The organism is Saliniramus fredricksonii, assembly GCF_900094735.1.
Taxonomy (GTDB): Bacteria; Pseudomonadota; Alphaproteobacteria; order Rhizobiales; family Beijerinckiaceae; genus Saliniramus; species Saliniramus fredricksonii.
Map to the genome: position 1 here is coordinate 28,986 of NZ_FMBM01000001.1, position 22,827 is coordinate 51,812.

Below are 22,827 nucleotides of genomic sequence, written 5' to 3' on the forward strand. Positions count from 1 at the left end.
ACCTGAGGACGATTTGGCTTTGCAATTGCGCTGCCTGCATCATGCTGCTCCGCCTGCACGATCCGCGGCTTTCCGCTAGGGAACTGCCCCCCTTCCCCAGCGGCATTCCGTGCGTAACGGCTTAGCGGCTGATCATCCGGCTGTCGCCGGAAAGGCAGGTGTGCAAGCACCGCGCAATATCCGCTTTGCCGTCATGTCCGAGCCGCAACCGTCGTCATCATCCGCCTGTCCCGATCACCGGATCGCGCATTGCGCGCCGCCGCGAACCGAAACCGAACCAGCCGTCACCGAACCAGCCATCGAGGAGACCGTCACGATGCCCCACCTGCCCGCACCTGCACTGCGTTCGCTCACACGCCGTTTGCTGCTCTCCACCTTCGCTGCCGGCCTGGCCGTGACGGCGGGGATCGGCGGGCTCGTGGCGGGCTCCACCGCCGCCGAGGCGCAGACGCCGATCCGCTTCACGCTGGACTGGCGCTTCGAGGGGCCCTCCGCACCCTTCCTCGCCGCGATCGAGAAGGGCTATTTCGCCGAGGAAGGCCTCGAGGTCACCATCGATTCCGGCGCCGGATCGCTGGAATCGATCCCGCGCGTCGCGACCGGCCCCTATGATATGGGTTTCGGCGACATCAACTCGCTGATCCGCTTCCGCGACCAGAATCCGGAAGTCGGCGTCAAGGCCGTGATGATGGTCTATAACCGCCCGCCCTTCGCCATTGTCGGGCGTGCCAGCCGCGGCATCAGCGAGGATATCGAGAGCCTGCGCGGCAAGCGCTTCGGCGCCCCGGCCCCCGATGCCGCCTTCGCGCAATGGCCGATCTTCAGCGACGTCAACGATATCGACGCGGAAGAATGGGAGATGACCTTCGAAAATGTCGGCTTCCCGGTGCGTGAGCCGATGCTCGCCCAGGGCGAGGTCGATGCGGTGTTCGGCTTCGCCATGTCCTCGGCCATCAACCTGGCCGCGCGCGGCGTGCCGATGGACGATATCGTGGTGCTCAACATGGGTGATTACGGCGTCGAACTCTACGGCAACGTGATCATGGCGAGCCCGGAGCTGATGGAGGAGAACCCGGAGGCGATCGAGGGTTTCCTGCGCGCCTTCATCAAGGGGCTGCGTGACGTCATCGACAACCCGGACGAGGGCGCCGGTTTCGTGGTGCAATACAACGACGTCGCCCGTCGCGATGTCGAGCGTGACCGCCTGGAAATGACGATCGAGAACAACATCATCACCGACGAGGTTCGCGAGAACGGCTTCGGCGGGGTCGATGCGGAGCGCTTTGCCGTGGCTCTGGACCAGATCGGTCTGACCTTCGAATTTACCGACAAGCCGGAGCTGGAAGACATCTTCACCGATGAGTTCCTGCCGCCGCTGGAAGAGCGCCGGTTCGACTGAAAACCGGCCCTGTCGGCCGCGCCGCAAGCGCCGCCGACCCAGCCCTCCCCTCCCCCGGGTATCTCTGCCCGGGGGCGCCTCCCGCCCGGAGCCCCACCTTGACCGCCTTCGTCGATATCCATGACGTCACCCATATCTATGCCGGGTCCGAGGACGGGCAGCCGGCCGTCGAGGGAATGACCATCAAGGTCCGCGAGGGCGAGTTCACCGCCATCGTCGGTCCCTCGGGCTGTGGCAAATCCACGGTGATGAAGCTCGCCACCGGCCTGCAGTTTCCGGCGAAGGGCACCATCATCGTCGATGGCAAGCAGGTGACCGCGCCGGTCAAGCTCGCCGGCATGGCCTTCCAGAATCCGGTGATGCTGCCCTGGCGCACCACCTTGAAGAACCTGCTCCTGCCACTCGAGATCGTGCAGCCGCATCGCGGACGCCTGCGCAGCCATCGCAAGGAATACGAGGCCCGCGCCGAGGCGCTGCTCGCCCAGGTCGGGCTCGCCGGGCAGGGCTCGAAATTCCCCTGGCAGCTTTCCGGCGGCATGCAGCAGCGCGCCTCGCTCTGCCGCGCGCTGATCCACGAGCCCAAGCTCTTGATGCTCGACGAGCCCTTCGGTGCGCTCGACGCCTTCACGCGCGAGGAACTCTGGGGCATCATCCGGGACCTGCACGCCGCCCAGCGCTTCACCGTGATTCTCGTCACCCATGATCTGCGCGAAGCGGTGTTCCTGGCCGATCGGGTCTTCTGCATGAGCGCCCGGCCCGGGCGGATCATCGCCGAGCGCGAGATCGACCTGCCGCGACCGCGCGACATCGAAATCACCTATACCCAGAAATTCATCGACATCGTCCACGAGCTGCGCAGTCATATCAAGACTGCGCGCGAGGCGGCCTGATCGGGAGAGCGCGGATCATGGCCGCCAGACGCACACGCACCACCCTCATCCTCGCCCCCTGGATCTTCACCCTCGGCTTCTTCGTCGTCTGGGAGTTCGTGGTGCGGGCCTTTGGCATATCGAGTTTCGTGCTGCCAGCGCCGACGCTGATCGCCGATTCGATCTATCAGTATCAGAGCCAGCTCCTGCATCATTCCTTCCACACCGCCTGGATGACGCTTGCCGGATTCGGGCTTGCGGTGGTGTTCGGCCTGTTGCTCGGCATGGCGCTCGGCGCCTCGCGGATCGTGCATGCGGGGACCTACCCGCTGCTGGTCGGCTTCAACGCCATTCCAAAGGTCGCCGTGGTGCCGATCCTGGTGATCTGGTTCGGTGTGGGCTGGCTGCCGCCGGTGCTCACCGCCTTTCTGATCTCCTTCTTTCCCATCGTGGTGAACGTCGCCACCGGCCTCGCCACGATCGAGCCGGAGACCGAGGACGTGCTGCGCGCGCTCGGCGCTTCCAAGCGCGACATCATCGTCAAGGTCGGGATTCCACGCGCGATGCCGTATTTCTTCGGCTCGCTCAAGGTCGCGATCACCCTCGCCTATGTCGGCTCGGTGATCGCCGAGTACAACGCTTCGAATGTCGGGGTCGGCAATCTGATGGCCCGCGCCAGCGCCGATTTCAACGTGCCGCTCCTGTGGGCCGCGCTGATCGCGCTCGCCGTGCTCGGCGTGATCATGTATGCCGCCACCGCCCTCGTCGAGAAGCGCATGACCGGCTGGGCCCAGCGCTCGCAATTCGCGGCGCAGTAAAGCGGTTCAGCACGCTTTCGCGATCTGCGCCTCGGCTTCGGCAATCGCATCAGGCGTGCCGACATGCAGCCATGTGCCGTCGAGGCGCAGGCCGTAGAGGCGACCGGCGGCAATGGCGCGGTCGAAGAGCAGGTTGAGCGAGAAGGCGCCGTCGGGCGTATCGGCGAAGAGCCCGGCATGGAAAATCCCCGCGCCGGCATAGACGAAGGGCGCCTGCGGCTCGTCCCCACGGCGCGCCAGGCGTCCTGTCTCATCCATCATGAAATCCCCGCGCCCGTCATAGCCCACAGCCGCGTCGATTGGCGCGAGCAAGAGCAGCATGTCCATGCGCGCCGGATCATGCGCCGCGATCAGCCGGCCCAGATTGGACTGCGCCCCCTCGATCCACAGCGTATCGGCATTCATCGCCAGAAACGGTGCCTCGCCCAGAAGCGGCAGGGCGCGGCGGATGCCGCCGCCGGTTTCCAGCAACGCATCGCGCTCATCCGACAAGGTGATGGCGGGCGCGCCGTTGCGGGCCGCGAGATGCGCCGCGATCCGGTCGGCGAGGTGATGCATGTTGACGACGGCGCGCGTGATGCCCACCTGCGCCAGGCGATCGAGGGCATGGTCGAGCATGGTCCGCCCGCCGACGCGTATGAGAGGCTTGGGGAGGGTGTCGGTGATGGGACGCATGCGCGTGCCGAGCCCGGCGGCCAGCACCATGCCGGTTTCGATCGCCGCCGGCGCCGCTTCGTCTGCTGCCGTCATCCCCTCACCATCTTGCACGGATCAACCCCGGATCCGTGATAACCGGCGCCGCGCGCCCTGTCATCCCCGGTCGGGCCGGAGATGCAGCGGCGCGCGGGAATCGCATCACGCGACGTCGCGGATCAGGCGACCCAGCTTGTCGATGATCTCGTCGATATGCTTGTCCTCGGCGATCAGCGGGGGCGCCACGGCGATCGTATCCATGGCCGTTCGCAGCATCAGCCCGTAATCGTGGAAGCCCTTCTCGATCGCCGCATAGCCGCGCTTGCCCGGCCCATGCTCATTCGGCGCGAGATCGACGGCACCGACCAGGCCGAGCGTGCGGATATCGACCACGTTGGGCAGGCCCTTGAGCGACATCATCGCATCCGCCCAGCGCGCCTCGATCGCACGCGTGCGCTCGAACAGGTTTTCGCGCTGGTAGATATCCAGCGTCGCGATCGTCGCGGCGCAGGCCAGCGGGTGCCCGGAATAGGTATAGCCGTGGAACAGCTCGACGACATTGTCCGGGCCGCTCATGAAGGCGTCGTAGATGTGCTTGCGGCAGATCACCCCGCCCATTGGCACGGTGCCGGAATTCACCGCCTTGGCGAAGGTGATCATGTCGGGCACGACGCCGTAACGCTCGGCGGCGAAGGCGTAGCCGAGGCGTCCGAAGCCGGTGATCACCTCGTCGAAGACGAGCAGGATATCGTGCTTGTCGCAAATTTCGCGCAGGCGCTTGAGATAGCCCTTGGGCGGGGGCAGCGCCCCGGTCGAGCCGGCCATCGGCTCGACGATCACGGCAGCGATGGTCGAGGCATCGTGCAGGGCGACGATGCGCTCCAGATCATCCGCGAGATGCGCGCCCCATTCGGGCTCGCCCTTCGAGTAGGCCTGGTGCTCACGGTTATAGGTATGGGGCAGGTGATCGGCACCGGCGAGCAGCGAGCCGAAGAATTTGCGGTTGTTGACGATGCCGCCCACGGTGATGCCGCCGAAGCCCACCCCGTGATAACCGCGTTCGCGCCCGATCAGCCGCGTCTTCTGCCCCTGCCCCTTCACGTTCCAGTAGGCCAGTGCGATCTTCAGCGCCGTGTCGGCAGCCTCCGAGCCAGAATTGCAGAAGAAGACGTGATCGAGATCCGCCGGGGCGAGTTGTGCGATGCGCGAGGCCGCCGTGAAGGCGAGCGGATGGCCGTACTGGAAACCCGGGGCGAAGTCGAGCTCCTGGGCCTGTGTCTGTATGGCGGAGACGATCTCATCGCGATTATGGCCGGCATTGCAGCACCACAGGCCGGAAGTGCCGTCGATCACCGGCTTGCCCTCGGGCGTGTAGTAATACATGTCCTTGGCGCGCGAGACCATGCGCGGATTGGTCTTGAAGGACTTGTTCGCCGTGAAGGGCAACCACCACGAATCGAGATCGTTGGGCTGCTGGATATCGTTTGCGGCACGCAATGCGCTGGAACCTGCCATCTCTCGTCCTCCGGATACGGGGCTGCGCCGGCACCGCCACAAGGCGCCGGCGGGAAGGACCCTGCGCGCGCTCATCGACGACACCCATTCTGGTATCCAGTCTAGCAGGCGGGCCGGAAACGGCCAAAGGCGGAAAGCCGCAGATGACTTTGCGCGGAGTGCTGCGCAATCACGGTGGGCGGCACTGGATCACGCCACAGATTTCGTACGCGCCCCGATGGCAGAACAGCGGCCAGGGCGTTGCATTGCAATGATCTCGTGCATCCGGACCGACTGCGCTGCCAGCTCGCGGCGCGCGCACATTCAGCGAAATCAGCCGTACCTTGTAACGCAGATAAACCTGTATTGATAGGCTAGCATTCGATTATTTTGCCGCTAGGCTGCAATTGTCGCGGATGTGCTATGCAGCGCGATGTGATTTCACTCCTTCTTCTGGGAGTGCACCTCCGTGTGCGCCGTACCGGCGCTGCTCGCCTGATTGCCGATATGGGTAGCGAGCGCGGGGGGTTCAGCGATTCGTGCGGGCGCCGCCCGCGATCCGGATTTCGCGTCGCCTCCCTCAAGAGGGAGCAGTGGCGCGCCTTTTCGTCAGACGCTGCATGCGCGCTCATGGCGCGGTGCCGTGGTCAAAACGAGGAACAGAGAATGACCAGCAACGCCAGCCCTCAGGGCAATGCCGATCTCACCGCCAGGGAGCAGGAATACGGCACGGACCCGTTGAAGGTGCGCGAGACCGGGCAATATCGGTCTGAATACGTGAAGACATTTGCCGAGAAGTGGGACGAACTGATCGACTGGGATGCCCGCGCCGCGAGCGAGGGCGATTTCTTCATCGACATCCTGCGTGCACGCGGCAAGCACAAGGTGCTCGACGTGGCCGCGGGAACCGGTTTCCACTCGGTTCGCCTGATCCAGGCCGGGTTCGACGTGACCACCGTCGACGGCAGCGCCGCGATGCTCGCCAAGGCCTTCGAGAACGGCAAGGAGCGCCAGATCATCCTGAAGACCGTCCAGGCCGACTGGCGCTGGCTCAACCGGGACATCCAGGGCAAGTACGACGCCATCATCTGCCTCGGCAATTCCTTCACGCACCTGCACGAGGAAGCCGATCGTCGCCGTACGCTGGCCGAATTCTATGCCGCGCTCAAGCATGACGGCATCCTGATCATCGACCAGCGCAATTACGACGCCATGCTCGATCACGGCTTCTCGACGAAGCACAAATATTATTATTGTGGCGATCAGGTCACCGCCGAGCCGGCCCATCTCGATGATGGCCTCGCCCGGTTCAAGTACACCTTCCCGGACAAGAGCGAATACACGCTCAACATGTTCCCGGTTCGCAAGGCCTACATGAAGAAGCTTCTCAACGAAGCCGGTTTCCAGCGCATCCGGACCTATGGGGACTTTCAGGAAAGCTACGCCGAAGGCGAACCGGATTTCCTCGTCCATGTCGTCGAGAAATCCTATCTCCAGCGCGCCGCCGAGGGTGCCGACGGAGAGCCCGAGAGCGATGTCGAACTGATCACCGAACAGTATTACGACAGCGCCGATGCGGATAACTTCTACTATAATATCTGGGGTGGCGAAGACATCCATATCGGCCTCTATGAAGAGACCCCGGTGATCAAGGAGGCCTCGGCGCGCACCGTGCGCAAGATGGCCGGCATGCTGAAGAATCTCTCGGCCGATACGCATATCATCGATCTCGGCGCAGGCTATGGCGGCTCCGCACGCCATCTGGCGAGCGAATATGGCTGTTCGGTCGATTGCCTCAACATCTCCGAGGCGCAGAACGACACCAACCGCTTCCTCAATCGCCGCCAGGCGCTCGCCGAGCAGATCAAGGTGGCGCATGGCTCGTTCGACAAGATCCCCGCACCCAACGAGACCTATCACGTCGTCTGGTCACAGGATTCGATCCTGCATGCGAAGGATCGCGAACAGGTCTTCGCCGAGGCGCATCGCGTGCTCAAGCCCGGTGGCGAGATGATCATCACGGATCCGATGCAGGCGGACGACGTGCCCGAGGGCGTGCTGCAGCCGGTCTATGACCGCATCCATCTCGAGAGTCTCGGTTCACCCGGCTATTACCGGGAGATCGCGGAGAAGCTCGGCTTCGAACTGGTCGAATTCGCTGACCTGACGCCGAACCTGCGCACGCATTATGCCCGTGTGGGCGAGGATCTGCGGGCCAATTACGACCATGTCGCGTCGGTCTCCTCCAAGGCCTTCCTCGACCGGATGCTGCAGGGCCTCGACAACTGGGTGAAGGCCGCCGATAGCGGTTACATGGCCTGGGGCATTCTGCATTTCCGCAAGCGCTGAGATGGCGCGCGCTCACGCGCGCAAGGCATGACGGATGAAGGGGCGCGGTGTGAAGCCACCGCGCCCCTTTCGTTTCCCGTTACGGATCTCTTCAGACTGATTTCCGCGCGACCCCCGGCATGCGCAACATGCCGAGCGCAAGAGCAAGGGCAAGTGTCGCAAGCGCCGCGAGCACAGGCAGGAGCAAGGCGGTGCCGCCCATGCTGATCAGCAGACCGCCGATCGCCGGGAAGCCGAACAAGCCGAGAAAATAGGTGATGGTGAAGACCTGCGAGGCCACAGCCGGCGCCGCGCCGCCCGCCTCCGCGCGGTTCACCGCGAGGGCGTTGAGCGTGGAATAGCTCAGCCCGTAGCCGGCCGCGAACAGGGCCGATGCCAGCAGATAGACCGGCACGCTGCCGCGATCGAGCCAGAACAGCGCCAACGCCACCACCACGAGGGCGAGCAGGAACACGGCGAGCCGCTCTGCCGGCAGGCGTGTGAGATGCGCCGCGAGGCCAAAGCGCAGGGCAACGGTGACCAGGGTGAAGACCAGAAAGAACTGTCCGAAGGCGAGCCCGCGCTCCGCCGCATAGAGCGATTGGAACGTCGCGAGCCCGGCGAATGTGCAGGAAGCGAGACCGATCAGCACAATCGGAACCCGCGCCGTTGTCGCGAGCACCGCACCCACGCGCGCAAGATCGAGAATGCTGCCATCGTCAGGGCCCTGCCCGGCATGCGCAGGGCTTGCACGCCCGTCCGTGCGCCGCGCCCCGATGGCCAGCAGCAGCATCGCCGCGCCCGATGCGAGCAGCGCGAAGCCGATATAGACAAAGGCGAGCGGCAAGCCCTGCGCTGCGACCGACCCGCCCAGGGGTGCTGCCAGACCCAGACCGGCCATCTGGGCGCCCGAGAGATAGGTGAGATCACGGATCCGCTGCCCTGCCGCCACACGGGCGATGATCGGCAGCGGGGCGAGAATGTAGAACAGCGACCAGGCGATCCCGAGCAGCGCACCGCCCACGAGATGACTGCCCGCCACACGCCCGGTCAGCGCGAAGGCCAGCATCGCCAGCGCCATGACCAGACCGGCCAGGGCAAGGCAGCGCAGCGTGCCGATGCGGGCCGCAAGCCGGCCCGCGACGAGGGCGACGGCGATGGTGAAGACCGTTCCCGTCGTCACCGCGATCCCCGCCAGTGCGGGATCGCGCCCCTGGTCGCGCAGATGCTCCGCGAGCAGGAAAGTGGCACCGTAGCAGGCGGCGAGGCTGATCCCGGAGACGAGGAGCGCGAGCAGCAGCGCGCCGGGCATGCGGGTCTCTGGGTTCGGCGTCTCGCCAGGCATGGTCATGACCGTCTCCGGCTGAGTCATGGTGTGAGCGCGTCGAGGGCCGCCCGGGTCAGGGGCGGGCCATCGCGACGCGGGAGGGCTGCGGGAACCGGCCTTGCCGGGCGGGCGAAGTCGGCACATTGCGGCGCGCCGTCCAGACCGGCTGCCCGCCACAGTTCCTGCGCGAGGCGCGGCATGACGGGGCTTGCGAGGATGGCGAAGCCGCGCATCCAGGCCTGCGCCTGTGCCGGTGTCGTAATCGCCTCACCAAGGGCCAGCGCGGCATCGAGGGTCGCGGCGAACCGGCGCAGGCGCAGACCGTCGCCGCCGAGGCATTCATGCTGGGTTTGCAGCAGATCGCGCATCGGCGCCCCGATCCCGGGATCGGGATCCGGCGCGGTTTGCGCCTCTGCCGCGAGGATCGCGGCCAGCGCCTGCAGCCGGCGATCGAGCGTCGCACGCACCCGCTCATGGAAGGCGGCGCATTCCGCGCGCACGAAATTGCCCGCAGCGTCTTCCGGCGCGATACTGCACAGATACCAGCGCAGGATATCGGTATCGAGCCCGGGGACGCCTTCAAGATCGTGCGACCAGATCACATGCCCCCGGCTCGTCGAGAATTTCTCGCCGTCGAGATGCAGGAAATGGTTGAAATAGATCCGGTCGAAGCCGCGATAGCGCGTCTGCGCCAGGGCGCAGCCGGTCACGCCGGCGAGCATCGGAACGGTGTTGTCGATCGCCGTGGCGCCGATGAGCAGGGCGGGATGGCCGGCCTCGAACGGGTTTGCGCCGCCCTCATCCGCAAGGAATTCACCGAGCAGGATGTGGTGGGCATAGAGCAGCGATGAATAGCTGAACAGGATCTGGCTGTCGCGAAAGCGGCGATCATCCCAGGCGAGCCCGTGCAGGCCCGGAACCGTGAGGCGGATTTCCGGCCGGGAATTGTCGAGAAAGCGTTGTGCCACCTCCCGGAAAGGCGCCTCGATCCGCATCCGCGCCCAGCTCTGTGCAAGCGCCTTCACCGGGCGGAGATCGAGATAGAGGCAGGCGCTCTCGGCAAAACCGGTGATATTGCCGCGTCGCGAGCGCGGCTGCGGCGCCTCGGCGGGCGAATAATGCGCACCACAGGCCTCGCAGAAGAAACTGCCCGAGGGCGCGCCACAGGCGGGGCAGTTGCAGGCAAACCAGCCACCGATGCAGAAACGCTCCTCGATCGGCGCAGTGCCCGCTTCGAAACCCGCCACCGGAGCATCGTCGACCGGCAGGCTTTCGCGGCGCAAAACGACCTTGCCGCCGGCATCGAGCGCCCCGGCCAAAGCCCCCGCCACGTCGCGAAAGCGTGCCAGCACCGCCGGATCACCGGTATCGGGAAACGTGTCGAAGGTGATGTCGAGGGCGGCGAGCCCTTTGGCAATCAGACGGTCGTTTTCACGCGCGAAGGCCGCAGGATCACGCCCCATGGCCCGCGCCTTGACGACGACATGGTTCTCGAAATGATCGTTGCTCAGGACCTGTCGCACCCGATGCCCGGCACGTCGGCAGGCTCTTGCGAGCACGTCCATGCGCAGAAACGGGCCGCCGACGTGACCCAGATGAGCAGGGCCGTTGGCCGTGAGATTGACCGGCGAGATGACGATCTCGGCGGGTTTGGCGAGACGCTCACCGAGCGCGGGAAACGGGACGGGCATCGGCAATGTCCTTGTGCATGACCGGGAATCGCCTGATGGCCACCCCGTCACACGCCCATGATACAATTTTTGATATATAATGCAAATTTAAGCATCCTTTAGATGTCTTAACGTCACAAAACAACTGAAGAACCGGAAGAGCAATACCTAACTGAACTCGAGCCGAAGCAAGAAATGCGCGTTCAGGGACAGACAAATAGCAGCCGCTTCGCAGGCCGTTTCTTGAAAGATGCCTGCGGATTTTCCAGGGATATGCGCATTCTGCGGCGGATATAAACGGTTTCTTGATGACTTTGGCACACGTTAGTCGAGCGTAATGCTCAATCATTACCCTCGGGGTTGCGAGGCATGGATTTCAAAACGGGTCAGAACGACTGCTTTGACGAAACGGAAACCGCCCGGCTGCACGCGCTGCATGCCTGCGGCATCCTGGATACCCCGCCCGAGCCCGAATTCGACGATATCGCGCGGCTCGCAGCCGAGATCTGCGCCGCGCCGATCGCCGTGGTGAACTTCGTCGATGCCGAGCGGCAATGGTTCAAGGCCACTTTCGGGCTCGATACGCGCGAAATGGCACGGGATGTCTCGATCTGCACGCATGCACTTCTCGAGACGGGGCTGTATGTCGTTCCCGATACGCTGGATTCGCCCATGTTTCGCGACAACCCCTTCGTGCGCGGCGAACCCTATCTGCGCTTTTATGCCGGCGCGGTGTTGCGCACCGATGCCGGGCTGCCGCTGGGAACCTTGTGCGTCCTCGATTACGAATCCCGCCCGCAGGGCCTGACGCCCACGCAGGAACGGACCCTGCGCGCACTTGCCCAATCGGTCATGCGCCTCATCGATCTGCGCCGCAAGCACGCCCAGGCACAGATCCGCGAGGAGCGTTTCCGCAATCTTGCGGATCGGATTCCCCAGATGCTCTGGTCTGCCGATGCGAAGGGTCGGCTCGATTACGCCAATCGCCGCGTTTTCGAGGCCTTCGGCCTCGATTCGGGGCGCATGACGGGCGCAGCATGGCGCGCTGCCCTGCATCCGGAAGACCGCCCGCTTACCGATGCGGCCTGGGCGCAGAGCATCGCATCGGGCAGACCCTACAGCGTGGAGCATCGTATCCATCACCGTGACGGCGGGTATCGCTGGGTGCTCAGCCGAGCCCTACCCGAGCGTGACGAGACCGGACAGATCCGCGCCTGGTTCGGCAGCTCCACCGATATCGATGACGGCAAACGTGCCGAGCTGGCGCTCGCCGAGAGCGAGGCGCGCTACAAGGCCCTCACCGAGGCCGGTGCCGCAATCGTCTGGCGCGCGACGCCGGATGGCAGCATTCACCACAGCATCGGCTGGGACGCACTGACCGGCCAGAGCCCGCAGGAGTATCGCGACGAAGGCTGGCTCGATGCCGTTCATCCCGATGATCGCGCCCGGGTACGCGCGAATATCGCGCAGACCTCCGGGTACCCCGCCCCGCGCACCAACGAGTACCGCCTGCGCCACCATGACGGCAGCTATCGCTGGATGTTCGCGCGCGCCATACCGCTGCTCGACGAGGCGGGCGCCGTGCGCGAATGGGTCGGAACGGTCACCGATATCCACGATCGCCGCCTCGCTGGCCAGCGCCTGCGCGAGAGCGAGGAACGCTATCGCGCGCTCATCGAGGCCAGCACCGCCATGGTCTGGGCCGCCGGACCGAACGGGGAATTTCCACAGATCGCCTATTCCAGCGGCATCGCCGAATACGCTTTCGATCCGCAGGGCTGGAAGACCAACATCCATCCCGACGATCTCGCGACCTCCTGCGCCGCCTGGGATGCCGCGCTGGCCAGTGGAACGCCGCTCGACGTGATCGAGCGCAAGCTGACGAAGACCGGCGATTACCGCTGGACGCATGTGCGGGCCAATCCCGTACACAATGATGACGGTACGATCCGCGAATGGATCGGCGCCGTCACGGATATCCACGAACAGGTGATGTCGCGCAAGGCGCTGGCCGCCAGCGAGGAGCGCTATCGGCTGGCCGCCAGCGCAACGACCGATGCGATCTGGGATCTCGATCTCGCAACCGACGAGATCATCTGGGGAGAAGCGATCGAAACCCTGTTCGGCCATGCTCCGCGGGAGATGCGCTCTTCACTGAGCTGGTGGCGCGCGAAAATTCACGCCGCCGACCAGGATCGCATTGCCGACCAGTTTGCATGTTTCATCGCCGGTGATGCGTCGCGCTGGGAATGCGAATATCGTGTGATCCGGGCCGATGGCAGCGTCGCCACGGTCTTCGACCGGTTTTTCGCGCTGCGCGACGAGAATGGCCATGCCGTCCGGCTCGTCGGCGCGATTCAGGATATCAGCGAGCGCCAGCGCGCCCAGGCTGCACTGAGCGCGAGCGAGACCCGCCTGCGGCTCGCCCTGCAGGCCGGACGCATGGTGGCCTGGGAACGTGATCTCGACGACAATTTCGTCACCCGTTCCGCGAATGCGCAGGATCTGCTCGGTGTCGGATCAAGCGATACGGATGACTTCCGGCGCCGCGTCCACCCCGATGACCGGGCCAAGGTCGTGGATCTGCTCGAAGGTTTCGAGACCGGTCAGTCGGAAACCATAGAGGTGCGCTACACCACCCCGGATGATCGCCGGATCTGGCTCGGAATCCGGGCGGTAAAGATCAGCCCGAACCGTGCCATCGGCATCACCTTCGACATTACCGACCGCAAGCTCGCCGAGGAGGAGATCTGGCAGACCGCCAACCATGATGCGCTGACCGGGCTGCCCAACCGCACCCTGTTCCATGCCCGTTTCGAGAATATCCTCTCCCGGGCCCGGCGGGAGGAAACCCGCGTGGCGCTGATCCTGGTCGATCTGGACGAATTCAAGGATGTCAACGACACGCTCGGCCATGATGCCGGTGACGAGTTGCTCTGCGAGGCGGCGCGGCGTCTGCTGGCGATTGCCGGCGACCAGGCCGAAATCGCGCGGATCGGCGGCGACGAATTCGCCGTGATCCTCACCGCAATCGAAGACGAGAATGCCCTTGAGGCCTTTGCCCGCAGCCTCGTTCACGCGATGCGCGCGCCGTTCCAGTGCGCCTCGCGGATTCTCTCCACCCGCGCGAGCGCCGGCCTGGCCCTGTTTCCCGATCATCATCAGGAGGCAGCGGAGCTGATGAAGGATGCCGATATGGCGCTTTATCAGGCCAAGGCCGAAGGGCGCGGGCGTTTCAGTCTGTACAACCCCGCGATTCGCACCCGCATGGAAGAGCGCATCCGCATCACCCGGGAAGTCGGCGATGCGATCGCTGCGGAACAGTTCGTTCCCTTCTATCAGCCCAAGATCTGTTTCCGCTCAGGCAGGATCATCGGTTTCGAAGCGCTGGCGCGCTGGATTCATCCCGAACGCGGGGTTCTCACGCCAGGCTATTTCGGAGCGGTTTTCGATGATCCCGAGAGCGCCATCGCCATCGGCAAGGCCATTCGCAAGCATATTGCCGCCGACATGGCCGCCTGGCAGGACGAAGCGCTCGGCTTCGGGCGCGTGGCAATCAATCTCTCAAGCGCCGAATTCACCGCACCGCAACTCGCTGCGAACCTGACCGCCATGTTCCGCGACCACGGCATCACCCCGAACCGGCTCGAGATCGAAGTCACCGAAACCGTCTTGCTCGGACGCAGCGCCGAACTTGTCGCCGAGACGCTGCGCGGTTTCGACGATGCCGGCATCACCATCGCCCTTGATGATTTCGGGACCGGTTTCGCCTCCTTGACCCATCTGAAACAATTCCCCGTGCACCACATCAAGATCGATCGCAGCTTCGTGCGCGATCTGGTCACGGATGCCGATGACGCGGCCATCGTGGCGGCGGTGATCGGCCTGGGCCGCAGTCTCGGCATGATCGTCACGGCAGAAGGTGTCGAAACCGGAGACCAGGTCCAGCGACTGCGCCTGATGGGCTGCGATCGGGCACAGGGCTTCTACTTCGCCAAGCCGATGGCAGGCTCGCGGATCCCGTGGCTTTTGCGCAACTGGGATCCGGACCGGATGCTTGCGGCGGAGACGGAACACCTCGCCCCCGCCGCGATTCCGGCATCCTATTGACGCCACTGCGCCTCAGGCGGCTTGGCGCATGATCCGCCTCAGGCGGCTTGGCGCATGATCCGCCTCAGGCGGCTTGGCGCATGATCCGCCTCAGGCGGCTTGGCGATTGACGTCGCGCGTGGCGATCTCGCTAAGATGCTTGTCGCCGTCGCGGGTACGCGACAGGCAGGCTTCGAGCGTGGCCGCATCGTCTTCGTATCCGAGGCGCTGGGCGAAGGCGACGAGGCTGCCATAGACCGCGATCGCGTAATGCGTCATGCGCTGGTATTGCGCGATGATCATCGCGTCGCGCACTCCCGCATCAGAGATATCGGAATCGACGGCATGGTGCTGCGCCTCGCGTACGAGACCCGCCATCGCCTCGCAATGGCCCTTGCGCGGCGCCGCATCATGGCGCGCGAGAATGCTCGCGACGGCCTCCATGCCGCGTTCGATGCCTTCGACACCGGCATGCAGGGCGGAATCGAGATGCGGGTTTTCCGCCGCCTCGGCGAGTTTCACGGTCACGGCGCGCGCCTGGCTGTCGGCGCTGTGGATATCCTGAAGCTGGTCGATATAAAGGTCGCGCAAAGTGGCGATGGTCATCGGCACCTCCTGTGGTTCGGGTTGCCATTCCCCTCACCAATGCCCCACCCCCGTCCTGCGTTCCCGAATTCTTGTCCCGCACGACGCGACGCTTTGACGCCGTCCCGGCCCGGCGGATCTGCGACTCACTCGCCCGCCGGTTGCGGCAAGGGCGTGAGGGCCGGTGCGGCTGCGCGAATCCGGGCACTGCGATCAGCCACGGTGGCGATGCGCATGGCCCGCGCGACCACCGGCGGCGCGATGATATCCTCCGGGATCGCGGCAAAGCGCCGGCGCGCCATCATCCGCCCCAGCGCCGGATTCGTGCCGAAGCGGCAGAAGAGGATCGCCGAAAGCGGCCCGATCGCGACGGGGATGATCCAGGGCAGCATCTGGGGTGCGTGCAGCCAGAAGCCGGTAAGCGCAAGCGCCGCGATCGCGGTCTGCGGCCAGAAACGCGCGATCGACTCGCGCCAGGTCACCGCGAAACCATGCCGGCGCTGGACCTTCCAGGTCAGCCCCTTCCCGCGCGCGAGGCCCAGGATGAACAGCGCCTCGGCGATCGCCATGATCGGGGCGAGCAGCATGCCGTGCAGGAATTCGGCGATGCCGCTGCTCAGGAGCCGAAAGCCGCCGCCATAACTGCGCCGGCGGCGGGAATCGGCGAGCGCGTCGATCAGGCCGGCGAGCTTGGGCGCGAAGACCATGACGATCATCCCGGCGAGCAGCCAGAGCCCGAGACCCGACGGCGCCGCCCCCCAGGGATTATCGGCGATCGCGCCGCCGCTGACGCCCAGCGCACCCTGCATGAAGCCCAGCCCCATGAAGAGGAGCCAGGCCGGGCCGGACAGATACATCAGAATGGCCAGCGCGAGTTGCAGCCGCGCCATGGGCGGCCAGCCGGGTTTCGTCACCAGCTTGAGATATTGCAGATTGCCCTGGCACCAGCGCAGGGAGCGGCGCACGAATTCCGGCAGGCAGGGCGGATTGATCTCGTAGCTGCCGTACTCGTCGGGCAGAACCCGCACATCGTAACCGCCGCGCACCATCTGCGCCGCTTCGAGCTGGTCATGGCTGAGCACGAGCCCGGAGAGCGGGCCGCGCCCGGGCAGCGTCGGCAGGCGGCAATGGCGCATGAAGGCGTCAATGCGGATAATGGCGTTGTGCCCCCAATAGGGTCCGGCCGGCCCCTGCCACCAGGCCGCGCCGAGCGCATAGGCGCGCATGCCGTGGCGCATGCCGAACTGGAACATGCGGGTGAAGGCGACCCGGCTCGGCAGGCCGGCGATCAGGGTCTGGCAGATTCCGAGATTCGGATTGCAATCCATCACCCGCACCAGCCGGCGGATGGCACCGCCGCTCATCAGGCTGTCGGCATCGAGCACGATCATGTAATCGAAATCCGCCCCGCGCCGCTCCAGCCATTCCCAGAGATTGCCGGTCTTGTGGCCCGCATTGTCGCTGCGGCGGCGATAGTGGAAACGGTCGGCAAAGCCGATGCGGTTGCAAAAGCCCTGGACGGCGCGCATTTCCTCTGCGGCGCGGAAGCTGTCCTGTGTGTCGGAGAGCAGGAATATCTCGAAATTGTCGAGCCCGCCGGCATCCTCCAGATCGTCGATGGTGGCCTCGATATGACCGAGCACCATCTGCGGATCCTCGTCATAGGCCGGTACCACGATGGCCGTGTGCCCGATCAGCCGGCGCTCATGCGCATCGCGCCCGGCCAGCGGCGCAACCGCGTCGAGGGGCTCGCGCCGCCCGAGGGCGATGATGAGCCCGAACACGGCGTTCCAGAAGCCGATCACGGTCCAGGGCAGGGTGACAGCGAAGACGGCGAGCATGGCGAGATCGATGGCCGAGAGACCCTGCTGGCCGAGCACGAGGGCAAGCGCCGCCAGGGCCGCAAGAGCGGTCAGTGCCACGAGCGAGAAGAACAGGGCGCGGCGACGCGCAAGCCGCCGGTTTTCGTGGTGCGGCTGCGGCAAACCATCACGCCCGCAAAACGCATTCACGCCGCCACGGGAAAGATCCTGCGCCCGTGCCTTGTTCGCTTTGGGGATGAAATCCAAGAACGCCTCCCACAGAACCGGTTCGTCAGCCGGGATTGAATGCCAGACGAAATACACAGCCATGCCGACGCACCGGGATACGCGGCAGCAGCCCGTTTGGTTCAAAGGCAGGGTTTTTTCATGGCAAGCCGGAAAACGATGCTCGGCAGAATTGGCAGGGTTTTCGTCGCATTCGCGTATTGCCGGCAAACCATCACGTTGTCGTGATCATGCTGCGTGATCAGCAACCGCAAGCGCCCGGTTTTCCGCCCGGATGCGGATCGCGAGCAGAATCGCGTTGGCAACCGTGAAGCCGAGCGCATAGAGCGGCAGCCCGAAGGCGAGCGGCAGGATGGCGATTTCGCCGATGACGATCCAGTAATTCGGATGGGTAAGATAGCGATACGGGCCGGTGCGGATCGGCGCCGCGCCGGGCAGGATGATGATCCGCGTGGTCCAGCGCGCACCGAGGCTCGCGATCGTCCAGACGCGTCCCGCCTGCAGGATCGCGAAGACCGCGATCAGCGGCCAGGATACGGTGGCATCGTGCGCGAGCACCCACAGACCGATGAGCCAGAGCCCGTGCATCACGACGATCGCCGGGTAATGGCCCGGCGCATGCTCGACGGCCCCACGCGCCATCAGCGCCGCCGTATTGCGCTTCGCGATGACGAGTTCGGCAAGACGCTGCAAGGTCACGAGAGCAAGAATCAGGGCAGCGATGCTCATCAGGCGGGCTCCAGCACGACGCAGTTCAGGGTAAAGCCCGGACCGAGCGCGGCCAGCAGCGTGGGCCCGCGCAGGCCCGTGCGCAGGGCCCGCTCCAGCACGAACAGCACCGTCGGCGCGCTCATATTGCCGAAATCACGCAGGATATCGCGTTCACGCTGCAGCTGCCCGCTTGCAAGTCCCAGCGTTTCCTCCAGCGCAACGATCACCTTGGCGCCGCCGGGGTGGAGCACATGATCGGCGAAGCCGGCATTGCGCATTCCCCAGCGCGCGAAGATTCCCGCGAAAGCCGCGGCGAGATGGGCTCTGGCGAAAGCGGGAATGGACTGGGCGAAGATCACGCCGAGCCCCTCCTCGCCGATATCCCAGCCCATGATGTCGAGCGTGTCGGGCCAGATATGTTCGGCGCTCGCCGCGACCCGCGCCATGGCATTGCCGCCCGGGCCGGCACGCAGGATGCAGGCTGCCGCGCCGTCTCCGAACAGGGCGGAGGCGACGATATCGGCCTTGTTCGGCGCCTGCGCGCGGAAGGCCAGCGTGCAGGTCTCGACGACAACGAGCAGCACATTCTCCCCCGGCGCTGCCTGCGCGAGGCGCGCGGCGAGGGCGAGCCCGCCCGCGCCACCGGCGCAGCCAAGGCCGAAGACCGGCACCCGCCGCACATCCGCGCGAAATCCCATGGCCGCGAGAGCCCGCGCCTCGAGGCCCGGCGTGGCGATGCCCGTGGAGGAGACGGTGACGATGGAGTCGACCGCCTGCGCGGCAAGGCCCGCATCGCGCAGGGCATCGCTTGCGGCATCGACGAACAGGGCCGTCGCGCTCTTCAGATAGGCCCGGCTGCGATCGGCCCAGCCGCGCGGTGCACGATACCAGTCGATCGGCATCACCGCGTAGCGATTGTCGATGGCGGCATTGGTGAACACGGATTCGAGCCGCGCGAAACCGGGATAGCGGGGCGCAAGCACGTCTCGGGCGATGGCCACCGCATCGTCCTGGCTGAGGCGGTGCCGCGGCACCGTCGTGGCGAGGCCGAGGATCGCGGCATTTGCGGGACACATCAGGCTCCTGTGCGGCGGGTGATCGACGCCACTTGCGCTGATTGATACGCGCCAACCCGTGAAGGCGATCACCGGCACCGACTGATGCGGTTTTTTGCAAGACAATACGCGATCAGCGCGCCACTGCTTGCGCAAACGCCATCGGCGCGCCATTTACGTTATGTGAGGCAATCAGAGGGTATCAAAGCTGTATCATGATCCGCTACGCCCTCGTCTGTGATCAGGCGCATGATTTCGAGAGCTGGTTTCCCTCGGGCGATGCCTTTGAGGAACAGCGTGCGCGCGGCCTCGTCGAATGCCCCGTCTGTGGTTCGGCCAAGGTCGAGAAACGCCTCATGGCGCCCGCGATCGCCCGGCACGACCGTGCGGCGCAGACCCTGCCCGCCCCCGCTGCCGAAACGGGGCAACAGGCTCCTGCCCCCGCCGAATCCGCAACACCGGCCGAGGGCATGGCGCTTCTGGGCGAGCGCGAGCAGGCCCTGCGTGCCATGATCCGCGAAATTCATGCGCATGTGACGCGGAATGCGGAAAATGTCGGCGGAAGCTTCGTCACGGAAGCGCGGCGGATGCATTACGGCGAGGTGCAGGAGCGCCCGATCTATGGCGAGGCGAGCCCCGACGAGGCGCGCGAACTCATCGAGGAAGGCGTGCCCGTCCAGCCGCTGCCCGGCCTCCCCGACGATCGCAACTGAGCGCGTTCAGGGCGCGGCGGCCAGATCGCGCGGCGTAGCGGGAATGCGCCCGGCCAGAATATCGAGAAAGAGAGCGCGGATCCCGGTCGGATCGATGACGATATCCGGCACATCGAGCGCGCCGGCCTCCCACCAGCGCACATCGAGAACCGGATCGCCCTCCGTCTCCTGCAGGCGCGACGTATCAATCCGGTCATGCGGGGCGCGCACAAGAAAATAGGTCTCGCGCACGAAGCACTTGCGGGCAAACAGCGTCTGCGGACAGGCGCGCCGGGCGACCACGGGGCCGAGCGTCAGACCGGAAAGCCCGGTCTCCTCGGCGAGTTCGCGCAGGCAGGTCTGCTGCGGTGTCTCCCCCGGCTCGCGACCGCCGCCGGGCGTATACCAGAAATCCCGCTTGCCGGGGCGGGCCGGATCGACATCGCGCGATGCTTCATAACAGATCAGTAAAAGCCGGTCGGCGGGATCGATCAGGATGGCGCGGGCCGTCTCGCGCGCGGGGAGATCCGTCGGATTGATCCCCGGTGCACTCACAGCAGATCATCCAGGGCGCGCAGATCGACATTGGCACCGCAGACCAGCACGCCGACGCGCTCACCCGGTTGCGGACGATAGGCGCCGCTGATCAGCGCGGCGAGGGCCGCCGCGCCGCCCGGCTCGGTGGCGATGCGCCAGTCGCGCCAGAGCCGACGCTGCGCCTCGGTGATGGCCTCATCGGTGACGAGTGCCACATGATCGATCGCTGCGCGGCAGATTTCATGAACGAGGGCGCCGGTATTGCGCGCGCCCAGCGAATCGGCCGCGACCGAATGCACCTCGACATCCACCGGCCCGCCGGCTTCAAGGGCGGCATGCAGCGCGCATGAGCCCGCGGGCTCCACCGCGACCACCTTCACCCGCCCGCGCCAATAGGCGCCGATCCCGGAGACCAGCCCCCCGCCACCGGCCGCGACGAGCACCGTATCGAGATCGGGCTGATCTTCCTCCCATTCGATGGCGACGGTGCCCTGCCCGGCAATCGTCTCGAATGCATCATAGGCATGGATCGAGAGCGCCCCGGTCTCGGCCATGTATTCCGCGCAGGCAATGGCGGCATCGGCGTAACGCGGGCCGCCGATCACCACCTCGGCGCCATGGCGGCGAATGGCATCGACCTTGGGCTTGCTCGCGATCTCGGGCACGAAGACGCGCGCGGGCACACCGAGGCTGTGGGCCGCATAGGCCACCGCCGCACCGTGATTGCCGCCCGAAGCCGCCGCTACGCCGGCAGCGGGGATGTCCCTGCTCAAAAGTGTGTTGAAGGCGCCGCGCGGTTTGAAGGAGCCGGCATGCTGGAGGAATTCGAGCTTCAGCGAGACCGGTCCGTCATGACCGAAATCCCCCCTGGGCAGGTTCACCACCGGCGTGCGGCGGATATGATCGCGGATACGCGCATGGGCGGCGCGGACATCATCGGGGCTGACGGGCAGGGTCATGGCTGAGAATCCGGATCTTTGCGGCGTGGTTGGAGACTATGCCTTCGTCTCTACCATGACAGGCCGTGCGCACCACCGGCATTCCCTCACCCCGCGCGTGCCGCAATGCCCGCCCCGGCCCCCTCATCCGCAAGCATCGCCCTGCGAATCGCATTCTCGTCGACATCCTCGACCGGCGCCTGAATCTTGAGCGCACGGGTGCGCCTGCCCGGCTCCATGATCAGGATCACCGTCTCCTGGCCTGGGCAGGCGGGATCGGTGCAGTTGATCTCGTTGACCCTGATCACGGTATCCGGCGCCGGTGCGAGGATCGCGAAGGCGAGCGCACGCAAGCGCTCGATCTCGCCCCGGTCGATTCCGCCGGAGGGTATGACATTGCGCAACAATCCGGCGAAAACGCCTTTCAGCATCGATGCGATCTCCTCCTGCGCCGGCGAACCATGCGATCCGCCAGCGCCGTCCGATCATGCAGGCAAGATACCGGCGCGGCAAGGGAGAGGGCAAGCTGCCGGGTCAGTCCTGGCCATGCCCGTGGCCGCCCGGCGCGCGCGGCGAGCCCATCGGCGCAACAGCATAGGTGATTTCCACCTCACCGGCATTGTCGAAGACGAGCGTCCCGCTGACGGGCTCGTCCATGGTGACGGGGGTGGCGAGATTCATGAACATCACATGGTAGCTGCCGGGCTCCAGCGCGACGCTCTCGCCGGGCGGGATTTCGAGACCGCCCTCGACCTCGGCCATGCGGGCGACCCCGTCGACCATCTCCATGGAATGCACCTCGAAACGCGGGGCGATCTCGCTGGCACCGCCGATCAGACGATCGGGCTCGGTGCCGTTATTGGTGATGACCATGTAACCGCCGGCCACCCGCGCGCCGGCGGGCGTCACCCGCGTCCAGGGGGTCTCGATGGTGATGTCACCGATGCTGAAAGTCTCCGCCTGCGCCGCCGTGGTCGCGAGCGTGAAGCCGAGCGTGGCGGAGAGAGCGATGGCGGCGATGGCCGCGTTACGGATGTGGAACGTCATGGTTGGACCTTCTTCGTCTTCAAGCCGGCGGCTCGCATTCTCGCAAGCAATACGCCGGTGCCGGTTTCGGATATCGGGATCAGCTTGTTCAGACGAGGAAGGAAGGCGGGCCGCGCGGCCCGTGGTCGCGAATCAGGGGCGCAGAGGGCAGATCAACCCCTTCACGCAGGCCCGACGGCGCGATGCGCGCCATGGCGCGCTTGTCAAAGCCCAGAAGCTGTGCATCCGGCGCGTCAGGCAGGGGCGGCGCCGGCGGAACCGGGCAGCCGGCGAGGCATTCCGCCTTGTGGCGCGCGGCGCCATGGGGATCATGATGATGCCCCGCCTCGAGCAGGCAATGAAGGCCCGGCTCACCCAGCGCCTGCGCCTGCTGCGCCGCGAGCAGTGTTCCCGCGAGCAGGCCGGAGAGCACGAAGGCATAGAGCAGGAACACGACGCCGATGCAGCGCGCGACACCGCGCCATCCGGGGGTGGATGACGCGCGTCTCGTGCGATTGATGATGCCGGCGCGGTTCATGGCATTCTCT

Annotated in this window: 20 protein-coding genes; 6 read left to right on the plus strand and 14 right to left on the minus strand. The window is 65.7% G+C overall.

Translation table 11 applies throughout. The annotated features are described in order from the left end of the window. Positions 1–217: 217 nt before the first annotated feature. Positions 218–325 (minus strand): adenosylcobinamide-GDP ribazoletransferase, encoded by a 108-nt coding sequence (locus GA0071312_RS20420; RefSeq protein WP_165603923.1) that lies wholly within the window; start codon positions 323–325, stop codon positions 218–220. Here GA0071312_RS20420 and GA0071312_RS00150 point away from each other — a divergent pair. The 3 genes from GA0071312_RS00150 to GA0071312_RS00160 all read left to right on the plus strand — a co-directional run bounded on the left by GA0071312_RS00150 (position 317) and on the right by GA0071312_RS00160 (position 3,086). Further along, positions 317–1,399, plus strand: a complete 1,083-nt coding sequence (locus GA0071312_RS00150) for an ABC transporter substrate-binding protein (RefSeq protein ID WP_074444057.1) — start codon at positions 317–319, stop codon at positions 1,397–1,399. The two genes, GA0071312_RS20420 and GA0071312_RS00150, sit on opposite strands and share 9 nt — an antisense overlap. Positions 1,400–1,497: 98 nt before the next feature. Beyond that, on the plus strand, positions 1,498–2,289 hold the full coding sequence (locus GA0071312_RS00155; RefSeq protein WP_074443127.1) for an ABC transporter ATP-binding protein: 792 nt from the start codon (positions 1,498–1,500) through the stop codon (positions 2,287–2,289). Between the two features lie 17 nt (positions 2,290–2,306). Next, positions 2,307–3,086 (plus strand): ABC transporter permease, encoded by a 780-nt coding sequence (locus GA0071312_RS00160; protein ID WP_074443128.1) that lies wholly within the window; start codon positions 2,307–2,309, stop codon positions 3,084–3,086. Between the two features lie 6 nt (positions 3,087–3,092). Here GA0071312_RS00160 and GA0071312_RS00165 read toward each other — a convergent pair whose 3' ends face one another. Further along, entirely contained in the window at positions 3,093–3,836 is a 744-nt protein-coding gene (locus GA0071312_RS00165; RefSeq protein WP_074443129.1) for a nucleotidyltransferase family protein, read from the minus strand. Positions 3,837–3,941: 105 nt separating this feature from the next. Continuing rightward, complete coding sequence (gene aptA, locus GA0071312_RS00170; protein ID WP_074443130.1) at positions 3,942–5,294, minus strand: omega-aminotransferase AptA; 1,353 nt, start codon at positions 5,292–5,294, stop codon at positions 3,942–3,944. Positions 5,295–5,939: 645 nt separating this feature from the next. On the opposite strand from aptA, the gene GA0071312_RS00175 reads away from it, so the two are divergent. After that, positions 5,940–7,622 (plus strand): glycine/sarcosine N-methyltransferase, encoded by a 1,683-nt coding sequence (locus GA0071312_RS00175; RefSeq protein WP_074443131.1) that lies wholly within the window; start codon positions 5,940–5,942, stop codon positions 7,620–7,622. Positions 7,623–7,713: 91 nt separating this feature from the next. Here the strand turns inward: GA0071312_RS00175 and GA0071312_RS00180 are convergent, their stop codons facing one another. After that, complete coding sequence (locus GA0071312_RS00180) at positions 7,714–8,952, minus strand: MFS transporter (protein WP_165603924.1); 1,239 nt, start codon at positions 8,950–8,952, stop codon at positions 7,714–7,716. Positions 8,953–8,969: 17 nt separating this feature from the next. After that, positions 8,970–10,619, minus strand: coding sequence for a class I tRNA ligase family protein (locus GA0071312_RS00185; RefSeq protein WP_074443132.1), 1,650 nt, complete (start codon positions 10,617–10,619; stop codon positions 8,970–8,972). 348 nt (positions 10,620–10,967) lie between these two features. On the opposite strand from GA0071312_RS00185, the gene GA0071312_RS00190 reads away from it, so the two are divergent. Then, positions 10,968–14,708 (plus strand): bifunctional diguanylate cyclase/phosphodiesterase, encoded by a 3,741-nt coding sequence (locus tag GA0071312_RS00190; RefSeq protein ID WP_074443133.1) that lies wholly within the window; start codon positions 10,968–10,970, stop codon positions 14,706–14,708. A 90-nt stretch (positions 14,709–14,798) separates the two neighbouring features. On the opposite strand, the gene GA0071312_RS00195 is transcribed toward GA0071312_RS00190, so the two are convergent. The 4 genes from GA0071312_RS00195 to GA0071312_RS00210 all read right to left on the minus strand — a co-directional run bounded on the left by GA0071312_RS00195 (position 14,799) and on the right by GA0071312_RS00210 (position 19,107). Beyond that, complete coding sequence (locus GA0071312_RS00195) at positions 14,799–15,293, minus strand: DUF892 family protein (protein WP_074444059.1); 495 nt, start codon at positions 15,291–15,293, stop codon at positions 14,799–14,801. A gap of 125 nt (positions 15,294–15,418) precedes the next feature. Next, the gene (mdoH, locus tag GA0071312_RS00200) at positions 15,419–17,341 is read right to left on the minus strand and encodes a glucans biosynthesis glucosyltransferase MdoH (protein WP_165603925.1); all 1,923 of its coding nucleotides are present in this window, start codon (positions 17,339–17,341) and stop codon (positions 15,419–15,421) included. A gap of 207 nt (positions 17,342–17,548) precedes the next feature. Beyond that, entirely contained in the window at positions 17,549–18,052 is a 504-nt protein-coding gene (locus GA0071312_RS00205; protein WP_420819953.1) for an isoprenylcysteine carboxyl methyltransferase family protein, read from the minus strand. After that, positions 18,049–19,107 carry a type III polyketide synthase gene (locus GA0071312_RS00210; protein ID WP_074443136.1) on the minus strand — a complete coding sequence of 353 codons (1,059 nt, stop codon included), beginning with the start codon at positions 19,105–19,107 and terminating at the stop codon, positions 18,049–18,051. Before GA0071312_RS00210 ends, GA0071312_RS00205 begins: the two co-directional genes overlap by 4 nt. 194 nt (positions 19,108–19,301) lie before the next feature. Between GA0071312_RS00210 and GA0071312_RS00215 the strand changes: the two genes are divergently transcribed. Continuing rightward, complete coding sequence (locus tag GA0071312_RS00215; protein ID WP_074443137.1) at positions 19,302–19,799, plus strand: DUF1178 family protein; 498 nt, start codon at positions 19,302–19,304, stop codon at positions 19,797–19,799. A 6-nt stretch (positions 19,800–19,805) separates the two neighbouring features. On the opposite strand, the gene GA0071312_RS00220 is transcribed toward GA0071312_RS00215, so the two are convergent. The 5 genes from GA0071312_RS00220 to GA0071312_RS00240 form a co-directional block, all read right to left on the minus strand. Further along, positions 19,806–20,333, minus strand: coding sequence for an NUDIX hydrolase (locus GA0071312_RS00220; protein WP_238947038.1), 528 nt, complete (start codon positions 20,331–20,333; stop codon positions 19,806–19,808). After that, positions 20,330–21,274 (minus strand): threonine/serine dehydratase, encoded by a 945-nt coding sequence (locus tag GA0071312_RS00225; protein ID WP_108721774.1) that lies wholly within the window; start codon positions 21,272–21,274, stop codon positions 20,330–20,332. Before GA0071312_RS00225 ends, GA0071312_RS00220 begins: the two co-directional genes overlap by 4 nt. A gap of 86 nt (positions 21,275–21,360) precedes the next feature. Next, complete coding sequence (locus tag GA0071312_RS00230; protein WP_074443138.1) at positions 21,361–21,684, minus strand: hypothetical protein; 324 nt, start codon at positions 21,682–21,684, stop codon at positions 21,361–21,363. Between the two features lie 103 nt (positions 21,685–21,787). Continuing rightward, positions 21,788–22,300 (minus strand): copper chaperone PCu(A)C, encoded by a 513-nt coding sequence (locus GA0071312_RS00235; protein WP_074443139.1) that lies wholly within the window; start codon positions 22,298–22,300, stop codon positions 21,788–21,790. An 88-nt stretch (positions 22,301–22,388) separates the two neighbouring features. Further along, entirely contained in the window at positions 22,389–22,817 is a 429-nt protein-coding gene (locus tag GA0071312_RS00240) for a hypothetical protein (protein WP_074443140.1), read from the minus strand. Between the last annotated feature and the right edge of the window lie 10 nt (positions 22,818–22,827).

Bases quoted from the DNA above. Each gene is read 5' to 3' on its own strand.
- GA0071312_RS00180 (WP_165603924.1), bottom strand. From the start codon at position 8,952: ATGACCATGCCTGGCGAGACGCCGAACCCAGAGACCCGCATGCCCGGC.
- GA0071312_RS00215 (WP_074443137.1), top strand. From the start codon at position 19,302: ATGATCCGCTACGCCCTCGTCTGTGATCAGGCGCATGATTTCGAGAGC.
- GA0071312_RS00165 (WP_074443129.1), bottom strand. From the start codon at position 3,836: ATGACGGCAGCAGACGAAGCGGCGCCGGCGGCGATCGAAACCGGCATG.
- GA0071312_RS00195 (WP_074444059.1), bottom strand. From the start codon at position 15,293: ATGACCATCGCCACTTTGCGCGACCTTTATATCGACCAGCTTCAGGAT.
- GA0071312_RS00185 (WP_074443132.1), bottom strand. From the start codon at position 10,619: ATGCCCGTCCCGTTTCCCGCGCTCGGTGAGCGTCTCGCCAAACCCGCC.
- aptA (WP_074443130.1), bottom strand. From the start codon at position 5,294: ATGGCAGGTTCCAGCGCATTGCGTGCCGCAAACGATATCCAGCAGCCC.
- GA0071312_RS00235 (WP_074443139.1), bottom strand. From the start codon at position 22,300: ATGACGTTCCACATCCGTAACGCGGCCATCGCCGCCATCGCTCTCTCC.
- GA0071312_RS00175 (WP_074443131.1), top strand. From the start codon at position 5,940: ATGACCAGCAACGCCAGCCCTCAGGGCAATGCCGATCTCACCGCCAGG.
- GA0071312_RS00225 (WP_108721774.1), bottom strand. From the start codon at position 21,274: ATGACCCTGCCCGTCAGCCCCGATGATGTCCGCGCCGCCCATGCGCGT.
- GA0071312_RS00230 (WP_074443138.1), bottom strand. From the start codon at position 21,684: ATGCTGAAAGGCGTTTTCGCCGGATTGTTGCGCAATGTCATACCCTCC.
- GA0071312_RS00160 (WP_074443128.1), top strand. From the start codon at position 2,307: ATGGCCGCCAGACGCACACGCACCACCCTCATCCTCGCCCCCTGGATC.
- GA0071312_RS00190 (WP_074443133.1), top strand. From the start codon at position 10,968: ATGGATTTCAAAACGGGTCAGAACGACTGCTTTGACGAAACGGAAACC.
- GA0071312_RS00210 (WP_074443136.1), bottom strand. From the start codon at position 19,107: ATGTGTCCCGCAAATGCCGCGATCCTCGGCCTCGCCACGACGGTGCCG.
- GA0071312_RS00150 (WP_074444057.1), top strand. From the start codon at position 317: ATGCCCCACCTGCCCGCACCTGCACTGCGTTCGCTCACACGCCGTTTG.
- GA0071312_RS00240 (WP_074443140.1), bottom strand. From the start codon at position 22,817: ATGAACCGCGCCGGCATCATCAATCGCACGAGACGCGCGTCATCCACC.